This is a genomic window from Prevotella sp. oral taxon 317 str. F0108 (genome assembly GCF_000162415.1).
GTDB lineage: Bacteria > Bacteroidota > Bacteroidia > Bacteroidales > Bacteroidaceae > Prevotella > Prevotella conceptionensis.
On the sequence record NZ_GG740075.1, the window covers coordinates 16904 to 27926 of the forward strand.

Genomic DNA, 11023 nt, shown 5'->3' on the forward strand with positions numbered 1-11023 from the left:
CCAAGTGGCTGCGCGACAGTGTGGGGCTGGAGGCCGAGTGTCACCTAGCGGGCGGCGTGCACGTCACCACCCGGCGCGACAGGTTCGGGCGCGAGACGTACAAGAGCGTGGGTGCGCGCAACGTGGAGCAGCTCCGCCGCCGCTACACGTGGGACATGGGCAACATTGCGGAAAGCATGTACGCTTACAGAGGCCAGAGCGCGCGGTTGCGGGCATGCAACTTGCGGCAGACAGAAACGGCACCATGCCCCTGCAGAAGTTGTTTGTCATTAAAAGGCCGTTCTCAATTTGTAGATAATGTTTTCTGCTTTTGCTTGCTCGTGTCGATAAAATGGCGTAACTTTGAAGGTGATTTTTAATTCGTCAGGAAACAAGAAAGACAAAATGGAAGACTTCGTTCACCTTCACGTACACACATATTATTCTATACTCGACGGCCAATCGAGCATACAACGCCTTGTGGATAAGGCCATAGCCAACGGCATGGGCGGTATGGCACTGACCGATCATGGCAACATGTTCGGCACGAAAGAGTTTTTTAACTACTGCAAAAAGGTTAACGGCAAGCGCAAAGAAGAAGGCTTGCCCGAATTTAAACCTATCATCGGCTGTGAGATGTATGTGGCGCGACACCGAAAAACAGACAAGGTGAAGGAGAATGGAGATATGAGCGGCTACCACCTGATTGTGTTGGCGAAGAATTATACAGGATATAAGAACCTGACAAAGCTGGTTTCGAGAGCGTGGGTAGACGGATATTACATGCGCCCCAGAACCGACCGAGAAGACTTGGAGACCTACCACGAGGGACTGATTGTCTGTTCGGCGTGCATCGCTGGCGAAGTTCCACGCAAGATTTTGAGGAACGACATCGAGGGCGCACGCGAGGCTGCGCAATGGTATCACCGCGTTTTTGGCGACGACTATTACTTGGAGTTGCAACGCCACGAGGTGAAAGACCCGCATATACGGGCTAACAGAGAGGCGTTCCCGCTGCAACAACGTGCCAATAAGGTGATGTTGGAAATGGCGGAAGAGATGGGTATCAAGGTGGTATGCACGAACGATGCCCACTTTGTGGACCAAGAGAACGCCGAGGCACACGACCACTTGCTGTGTTTGTCGACTGGTAAGGACCTAGACGACCCCACGCGCATGCTATACTCTAAGCAAGAGTGGTTTAAAACGCGCGAAGAAATGAATGAGGTGTTTGGCGATTTGCCGCAAGCCATGCGTAACACGGTGGAGATATTAAATAAGGTGGAAACCTATTCGATAGACCATTCGCCCATTATGCCTTTCTTTCCCATACCCGAAGACTTCGGAACGGAGGAACAATGGCGGCAACGCATATCTGAAAAAGAACTGTACGACGAGTTTACATCCGACGAAAACGGACAGAACCAGCTGCCACCCGAAGAGGGAGAGGAGAAAATTAAGAAACTGGGCGGATACGAAAAGCTGTATCGAATAAAGTTCGAGGCCGACTATTTGGCCAAACTGGCATACGATGGGGCTAAGAAACTGTATGGCGAACCGCTTACAGAGGAAGTGCGCGAGCGTGTGAACTTTGAGCTGCACATTATGAAGACAATGGGCTTTCCTGGCTACTTCCTTATCGTGCAAGACTTTATCAACACGGCACAGAACGAATTGGACGTGATGGTTGGCCCCGGACGTGGGTCGGCCGCAGGCTCTGTCGTGGCCTATTGTTTGGGCATAACGAAGATTGACCCCATCAAGTACGACTTGCTTTTCGAACGTTTCCTTAACCCCGACCGTATATCGTTGCCCGATATTGATACCGACTTTGACGACGACGGACGCGGGCGCGTGCTGGAATGGGTGGAAGATAAGTACGGACACGACAAGGTGGCGCACATCATTACCTACGGAACGATGGCCACGAAAAACTCTATCAAGGACGTTGGACGTGTGGAAAAGGTTCCGCTGAAGATTGTGAACGACTTATGTAAGCTTATTCCCGACAAACTGCCCGATGGCTTGAAGATGAGCGTGGCCAATGCCATTAAGGCCATTCCCGAATTGCGTGAGGCTGAGGCATCGGCAGACGAGGGGTTGCGCAACACCATGATGTATGCCAAGATGTTGGAGGGAACGGTGCGCGGAACGGGTATTCACGCCTGTGGAACCATTATCTGCCGCGATGCGATTAGCGATTGGGTGCCCGTTTCTACTGCCGAGGATAAGGCCGACCCTGGACATAAGCTGCTTTGTACCCAATACGACGGGCATGTTATCGAAGAAACGGGGCTTATCAAGATGGACTTCTTAGGCCTGAAAACGCTTTCCATACTGAAAGAGGCTGTGGAAAACGTGCGACTCTCTACCGGTAAGACCATCAACTTGGAGGAAATACCCATCGACGATCCGCTTACTTACAAGCTATATTGTGAGGGAAGGACGATTGGGACTTTCCAATTTGAGTCGGCCGGCATGCAGAAGTACTTGCGCGAGCTGCAACCCACGGTGTTTGAAGACCTCATTGCCATGAATGCGCTTTACCGCCCAGGGCCAATGGACTATATACCCGAATTCATTGCGCGTAAACGCGACCCGTCAAGGGTGAAGTATGATATTCCTTGCATGGAGAAGTATCTTAAAGATACGTATGGTATTACGGTGTATCAAGAGCAGGTGATGTTGTTGTCTAGACAACTGGCCAACTTTACGCGTGGACAGAGCGACACGCTGAGAAAGGCTATGGGTAAGAAACTTATTGCGCAGATGGATAAGTTGGAGACACTGTTCTACGAGGGCGGAATGAAAAACGGTCATCCCAAGGAAGTGCTCAACAAGATATGGGAAGACTGGAAGAAGTTTGCCTCGTATGCCTTTAATAAGAGTCATGCCACGTGCTATTCGTGGGTGGCTTTCCAAACGGCGTACTTCAAAGCGCATTATCCAGCCGAATATATGGCCGCCGTGATGAGTAGAAACCTTGCCAACATCTCGGAAATAACCAAGTTTATGGACGAATGTAGGGTGATGGGCATTAAGACGTTGGGACCAGACGTGAACGAGTCGCGCCTGAAATTCAGTGTGAACAAGCATGGCGAGATACGTTTCGGACTTGCCGCCATCAAGGGAATGGGCGATGCGGCGGCTCAGGCCATCATTCAAGAACGCGAAAAGAACGGACCTTACACGTCGGTGTTCGACATGGTGCAACGCGTGAACCTGAGCTCGGTGAACAAGAAAGCCATTGAAAGTTTGGCACTGAGCGGTGGGTTTGACAGCTTGGGCATAGCGCGCGAAAACTATTTGGGGACAGACAGCAAAGGGGCTACCTTTATAGATAACCTTACTCGTTATGGTCAGCTTTTCCAAATGGAGCAACAGCAAATGCAAAACTCGCTCTTCGGTGCCAGCAATGCTGTGGAAGTGAGTACTCCGCCTGTTCCCCAAGCAGAGCGATGGAGCAGCATAGAACGCCTGAACAAGGAGCGCGACTTGGTGGGGATTTACCTTTCGGCGCATCCGCTAGACGATTATAAGATTGTGTTGCAGTCTATGTGCAATACGGGATGCAACGAACTGGAAGACAGAATGGCATTGGTGCAGAAGGCCGAGGTTACGTTGGCGGGCATGGTAACCAATACGCGTTCGGCTGTTACCAAGACAGGAAAACCCTGCGGCTTTGTAACCATCGAAGATTATTCGGGTTCGGGCGAGCTGGCTTTCTTCGGCGAAGAGTGGGGAAGATGGAATGGCATGTTTGAAGTGGGCAGAACGCTTTTCGTGAAGTGCCGATTTACGCAGAAATATCCCACTAGTGCGTTTGTAGACTTGCAGGTGGCGAACATCGAATACTTGCAAACCACGTTCGACAAACGGATTGAACGGTTTACAATTCAGGTGGACAGCGCGCATGTCGACCAAACGGTTGTGAACGACATTGTGACGATGGTGAGCGATAGTCCCGGTCAAACGCAGCTTTATTTCGAGGTTTACGACAGCGAAAGTAACAATACGTTGCTGTTAAAGGCAAGCATTCCGCCCATAAGGGTGGGGCGAACGCTGGTTAACTACCTGGAAAGCGACCCGCACATGAACTATAAGGTGAACTGATTTGGCAGCATTTAGTGACATATTTACATGTGCGCGGACCCGTGCGTTGGCCGAAAGCGGACAGGTGTCGCCATTTTTGTTGCTATATATAAGGTGTAAGACGTGGCGTTAGCAGCGTTCAAGGCATTTGGAAAGAAGGCGAAAAGCCTGTGGCGCGCATTTTGTGGCACAGTGTTTGCACTGAGTTAATTGGACAAAACAAACCCAATAGAGATTAATAACAAATAAATAAGGAATACATCATTATGGAAGTAAAAATCACATCAGAAAACTTCGAGAGTTATAAGAATGGCGAATTGCCATTGGTTGTTGACATTTGGGCTACATGGTGCGGCCCCTGCAAGATGGTTGGCCCCATCATCTCTGAGTTGGCTAACGACTACGACGGCAAGATTGTTGTAGGAAAGTGCGACGTAGAAGAGAACAACGAGGTTGCCGCAGAGTTCGGCGTACGTAGCGTTCCCACGATTCTGTTCTTCAAGGGCGGACAGTTGGTAGACAAGTTCGTTGGTGCAACCAATAAGGAAACACTCGACGCGAAGTTCCAAGCCCTGCTGTAACTCGACCTTTAATGGTGAGAAACGAAAATGAAGTGCAAGACACCTGATGCGTGTCTTGCACTTTTTTTGTTGCTGTTTTCTTCGGAAATGGATTCAAAGCACATTTCATTCGGGGTGCTTTTGGAATTGTCTTGCTGCTCTTATTCTCTTTTCTCATTCCTCCAAAGATGGGTTTCTCACCACCCAATTGTTCCTAATCTGCTTGTGTCTATGTGGATTTGTGTGGGTCGCCTTTGTGTGAACAGCGGACTAATAGAAAGAAGTGCGAGGCTGTGACAAATGTCGCAACCCCGCACTTTGTGCATATTACAATCGGAATATTCTGTCGTCGAAGTTCTCATCAACATCAAACTCTTCGTCAAAATCCTCGCCTGGTTTTGCTCCGGGCTCTTCTGCCTGGAACGAACCTGCGGCCAAATGCGTCTCAATGGTGAGCAACTCCATCAGTACGCACGGCGTAATGTATTTCTTTTTCTTCATCGCGGTATCGTATTTAGTTAACAATCATCTTCTTTCCATTTACCATGTACACGCCAGGTGCGAGGTAGAATGTACGCGTTTCGCCTGCCTTTATCATGGTGCGTGTTACGCATTGTCCCGACATTGTATAGACATTAAGCGGAACATCTTTTCTTGCTACGGCTGTGATTTGGCCTGTGCTGACCGTTACTTTTAGCGCAATCTCTTCTTGAACGTCTTCAATGGCCGTGGGTGTTGACCCTTCATCGCCATCGAAACTGATGTTAAAGGAGTTGAATGCCTTAGACAAGAGCGGCCCTAGGTTCTCGAAATGGAATACCGAACGGAACGGGAAGAGGAACAGTTGTTGTTTCTTCAAGTTCTTGAATGCCACGTATCTGTCGAGCGAGAAGTAGAACACCATCTCGTTTCCGGGTTTGTTGATTACACGTCCAGAGTATGTATAGTAGCTCTTGAATGGTACTGGATGTCCGTCGAGCGTGCTGTATACCGCGTAGCTTGTAACCAATCCTGCAAGAGCTTCTGGCGTCTTCTTTATGAGAGCGCCTTTCTCGGCTGCCACGAATGAAACATTACCATCACCATATCCTGGCGCAATACGTACGATGTAAGGCATGTTGGCCTCACTTTTGTTAACGCCTGTAAGCGTTTTGAGTTTAGCCGTTACCTCATAGTCGGCTCCTTCGTGTTTTGGGCCAGAGGAACAGATGAGCGAATTGTCGCGCATCTTGGCTAAATAGAAGTGCGATTGTGGACCAACAGCATTGCTGTGCATGCCATTTCCGTCGATAGAAAGCCCATATGGGAGTACTAGCGTCGCATAGTTCACACGTCCCATGCCTTGTACCGTAACCTCTCTTGTGTAAGTGGCGTGGCATTCTGGCTTGAGTTGTATGTCGTATGGGGCGAAGAACGGCAGCTTATCTGTCAGCGTTATGTTGGTATGCCCCTCAAATCCTTTGCCATCTGTGCGCTGTAAAGCCGTATGGCTTACACTCGCTAATTGCTCTGCCCGATAAGGTAAATATATAAGCGCATTCTTGGCAAGCTTGCTACGGAGGTCTTCTAATATGGGCACCAACTGCTGAGTATGTTCTTTACGGATGATATCGAATAGCTTGGAGTTGTCAACGAAGAGTACATCGCCTAGGCTATGAGGCACATTGGGGTCTGTTCCCTTTGCTATCGACTGCTGCATCACGTCGACAATCTGATTGAGGGTTAGATAACCAAACTCGCTAGTTGCGCCCTGTTGATGCTTGTTGCCTTCAAATCCCGACTCGGTTGTCTGTATCTCGGCACCCACTAACGGCGTAGGCATGTAGTGTTTGTTAGCCGCGTCTTTATAATACATGGCCTTGTTATAGATAGGTATCCATTTCACCTTGGGCTCGTAGTTCTTAACTTCGAGCTTTATCACCGTGTGATAATAGGCAAAAGCCCTGTGTTGCTCTTTCTTTGTAGGCGCAATGTTATAGCGTGTCTCATCTGTCGTATAGAGATACATCGTCTTTGTTTCATTGTCTCTTAACAACGTATTTTCTTGTGCAAACTTACCGTGCTCCGTTTTCTTAGTAATCACACCGTTGATGTTGGTCTCCACTTCACCAGTCATCTTTGTATATTCCTCCATGGTGAACTGCCGTTCGGTGAAATATGCAGACGTCAGCGTGCTTTGTTTATTAGACAAGTCTCCAGCATTGTTGAATGGGAACGCGATATTTCCCGCCAAATCCACCTCTATTTTCTTCGTATAGTCGTAGTTGGCAACAACACCCTTGTTCGTGTAAAGGTCATCATTCACCTTATTATAATAGTCTGACGCCACGAAACTGTATCTCGAGTTGTGCGTTCCTGGATTGTTAAGGTACGTGTTGTCCGCAAAGTCCGACTTCAAGTTCCTAAATGTGAACTTCAGCTTTGTTTGCTCTGAGAATCCTTTGGGTACTCGGTACACAAACTTTTCGCCACCAAGATTGAAGTCTGTTGCGTCGAACGTTCGAACTTGTTCGGTGTTGTACGCGCCATGACACACCACGTCTACCGACTTGATGTAAGGATTTAGTGTCTCCATAATCAGCGTGATGTTCACCAATGCGGTGGGCGAGGAGGTGTTTGGAAGTCCTTCTATCTTGAATTTAACGGCATCGTTGTTGTAGCCATCAATCCTTACAGTCCCATTGGGCGTTGTCTCTTTGATGTCTATTGTTCTGGTTAGCGGGTCGCTTTCTTCTCCTGTTGGGCCGAAAATTTTCAGTTTGAAAGGTGTTGAACTCACTGCTTGCTCGTTTATGGCAGCCATTTGTGCATGATCTCCCGCACTCCCATACGTGAAGAATGCTTGCTTATTCTTATTCATGCGCAGGAAGTACTCTTTGCTGCCGACGCGAAAGAATGGGCGTCCGTTAGACCACTCGAACCGCACGTGTTTGTTTTCGTCTGTAAGTTCGGCGGGAACAGGAACAGGAGAAGGGCTGTCTTCTCTTTTGTGATACAAGAATTTAGGTTTCCCATTTATTATGGTGTATATCTCATCGTTAGCTGTTCGATGCCAGATAGCTCGTTCCGTGCCACCTTTCACTTCGCTTGTGAGGAAGAATTGCTTGTGCCCGTGCCCAGCGTTTTTGAGTACAAAGCCTGGCGTCTTATAGTCATCCTTCCTGTAATCTACTTTAATACCCACGATGCGATAGCCAACGGGCACTTTACTTTCGCCCGAAGCTGCAGATACTTTCGCTGTTGTGGGTGCTTCTACAAAGTATGTGCCTTTCTGTAAGGCATACCACGACTTGTTGTTGGCATTTACAATTTTGATGAATTTGTTGCCTCTGGTGTCATCCCAAGTTTTACCATCGTGTGCCCCTTGCTCGTATAGGTAAACACTGGCAGTCGTTTCTTGGCTGTTATATTGATCATAACTGTAAAATTTCTTCCCTCTCTTCTCACGTAGTTTTAGTTCGCCCACATCGGTTTTGCCTAATGGCATGTCGTTTTCAGAAAGACTTATGCTGCTGCTGTGCTCAATTTTGGGCGTCAGTTCGTATTCAAATTCGTTATTTGCAGTGAACCATAGCTCGATACTTTCGTAAGTAAACGCTGCAAGACGGCTCCTCCCCGTGTTTCCTGCGAAACAGAAGTAGAGGATATGCCCCATGTCGGCTGCTTTACGTTCGATAGTAAACGTCTGGCCATAGCTGTTTTTAGGGAGCACTACATGTGCATCACTGCGAAAGGTTGGGTCTGTTTTCGCATGGTCAAGCCTGATGTTTGCTTTATCCACTTCGCCGAAAGTCCAATCTTTCCATCGCTCGAATGGTAGCGAAGGCATAACATCATCGAAGATGGCTTTTTCGGATGGTATACTTAGATTGTTCTTAATAACGATTCTATAGCCTGTTATCTTGTATCCCTTAGGCATGGCTATTGATGAGTAGTTAGGGATTACGCCAGTAACGTGTATCATTCTCTCTTTCCCTTCCTTTTTATAATATAGGAAGTTACAAGTGTGGTTACCCAGCACGCCGTCTTTAGACAATGTGGGCTCGTCTGAACAAGAGTAGGTGATGGGTAGCTGCTTGTGTTGCCAAAGTGAACCATATCCACCCTCGAATCCCACTTCGTGTGGATTGTGCGTAAAGGCGGTGATAAGGTTTCCTAAGGAAGGGCTGATGGTTGCGTTTTGTGCGGACAGCGGTACGCTACGCCAAACCAATAGTAAGGCAATGATTAGCGATAGTGGATAACTGTGTCGCATTCGTAGTAGTAAATACATTCTCATACTAATTCTTTTAATTAAATTATGTCTTCATGATAACCTTCTTCAACTGTCTTTCATGGCTTTCGCCTATCGTGAGGTATATCTTCTTTTAGTTTCCTGAGTTTGACGTAGTTCACTGCGGGGCAATTCTCTCCCATGTTTAACTGCTCTCTAAAACTCATCGTTATAGTAGGCGGCTTGTTGCCGCAATCTCTCGCATGCGCTGACAATTGGCCTTTGGCCTGATGTTTTTAGCTTGGCGATGCAATCTTTTCAAATGTTAATTGGCGGCGAGTAGCCCCATATTTTCTGTAAATACGCTACAAAGATAGTCAAAAAAAGACAACAAACAATAGCGTGTGTCTAAAATAATGTTTTTTATATATATTTTACACATCAAACATGGGGCTAACGTGAGCTTTGCGCCTGTTGTTTGGCATTTATTCATATTTTTTGTTCGTTTTGTTTGATAGGCCGGTTGCATGCTTGTTCTAGTGAAATACAGCTTATATCGACCTGTAAGTCTAATTTTCCCTAGAATGGAGTGGTGAGAAGATGATGGTTAGTAAACTTTATTGTAAGTGAAGTTGTCTTGACTTTTAATATTTCTATAAATAGAGAGGAGTTTATTATCTTTGTGCTGTAATAACCAGATACTTCCCGCTCATGTACGAAGTACCGGACTAAGATACGATAAAATTTGATATTCTAGCCCATTCGTATGTGGCAAATGTGGTTATATCTCAAAAAGCGACCTGGCGGAAGTCATTCCTTGCATTCTCTACAAGTTGGAAACCAGCTGTCAATGATAGATTGCTTCTTCGTTTCCATGCTGCTGTCTCCGTTGGCCATGATGCCCCACAACCGCTCGCACTGGCATCGTAAGCGTACGTGTTTTCCGTGGCCGTTGCCCACTCGCGCGTGTTTACTGCATATTAGTTTTGTCTAGTTTTTAGCATGGATTTTAACATTATGAGTGCCCTTTTTGTTCACCAATCGCCCACCTGCCGCAAAAAAACGATTCTCGCGAAGGTTTGTTTTGGTGCAAAAAGGGGTAGCATGTGAATGTTGGCAAAATGAATTTTTATTTGAAAAGACTGACATTTGCACCTGTTTCGGGGCTGTTTGCGGCAAAATACAGTGTGTTTTGGTGCTAAATGGAATGCGTTTTGGTGCTAAATGCCTTGCGTTTTGCCGCTAAATAGCGTGCGTTTTGGTGCTAAACGCAGGGTAAAATACTACTAAATGCAATGCGATTTGCCGCTAAATGCGAGATGAAAAGCATAAACATCCACAGCAATTGTATAAACAAAACCTTTTCAAAGCATCAAACACCTGGCTAAAAAGGGCAAAATAGCCATTAAAAAGTAGGGTTTTGGGGGCTAAAAGTGGGTTTTCGGGGCGTAAAAATTACGAGTTGGCAACCAAACTAGAAAGGCGAAATGGTGCAAAATGCAGGTTCTAGGCTTAAAAATAGACAAACTCCAAGGCATGAAAAGTTAGAAATAGTGGTTGTTTACCTACTATTTAACCAAAATTTTCGCTAGAAAGGGGTGTTGGTTAACGTGTGTTTTGTAAAATAATAGCAATGGATTTAACGTTTTGGCGTATTGGGTTGGTGCGTGGTTAAGTTTATCGGTTGATGTATTTGTTAGTTTATAAGTTCATAAGCACGACCTCTTATGAGTTGTAGCGTGTCTGAGTTGAAGAGTTTGTTCGTTCGCACGTTGATGTGTTTGTTGGTTTACGTGTTGATGAGTTTGTTAGTTTGTGAGTTGATGAGTTGGTTAGTTTGTGAGTTGGTGAGTTAGTTAGTTTGTGAGTTGATGAGTTTGTTAGTTTATGAGTTGATGAGTTTGTTAGTTTATGAGTTCATAAGTGTGAGGCCTTTTGGGTTGTAGAGAGTAGGAGTTGATGTATTTGTTTGTTTATAAGTTCATAAGCATGACCTCTTATGAGTTGTAGAGTGTCTGAGTTTATGAGCCTGTGAGTTTATGGGTTTATGGCTTTGCGAGTTTATGGATTGTCAAGCACATGGGTTGTTAAGTTTGCTGGTAGGTGTGTTTATCGTTTGTCAAGTACACTCAGTGTATGCGTTTTTGTACTGTTAAGTCAAACCCCAATCGGCCATTCG

General features: G+C 46.5%; 5 protein-coding genes. 3 read left to right on the forward strand and 2 right to left on the reverse strand.

What is annotated here, in order from left to right:
* From HMPREF0670_RS17165 to trxA, 3 genes are all read left to right on the forward strand, one after another.
* On the forward strand, nucleotides 1-359 hold a 359-nt coding region (locus HMPREF0670_RS17165), incomplete at its 5' end, for a hypothetical protein (protein ID WP_044078218.1).
* 25 nt (nucleotides 360-384) lie between these two features.
* Nucleotides 385-4092 (forward strand): DNA polymerase III subunit alpha, encoded by a 3708-nt coding sequence (dnaE, locus tag HMPREF0670_RS11520; RefSeq protein ID WP_044078219.1) that lies wholly within the window; start codon nucleotides 385-387, stop codon nucleotides 4090-4092.
* Nucleotides 4093-4337: 245 nt separating this feature from the next.
* Nucleotides 4338-4652 (forward strand): thioredoxin, encoded by a 315-nt coding sequence (trxA, locus tag HMPREF0670_RS11525; RefSeq protein WP_009231328.1) that lies wholly within the window; start codon nucleotides 4338-4340, stop codon nucleotides 4650-4652.
* 306 nt (nucleotides 4653-4958) lie between these two features.
* Here the strand turns inward: trxA and HMPREF0670_RS16750 are convergent, their stop codons facing one another.
* Nucleotides 4959-5132, reverse strand: a complete 174-nt coding sequence (locus tag HMPREF0670_RS16750; RefSeq protein WP_198009304.1) for a hypothetical protein — start codon at nucleotides 5130-5132, stop codon at nucleotides 4959-4961.
* Between the two features lie 13 nt (nucleotides 5133-5145).
* A complete protein-coding gene (locus HMPREF0670_RS11530) occupies nucleotides 5146-8910 on the reverse strand; it encodes a hypothetical protein (RefSeq protein ID WP_232213914.1) in 3765 nt (1254 codons plus the stop codon).
* Nucleotides 8911-11023 lie beyond the last annotated feature (2113 nt).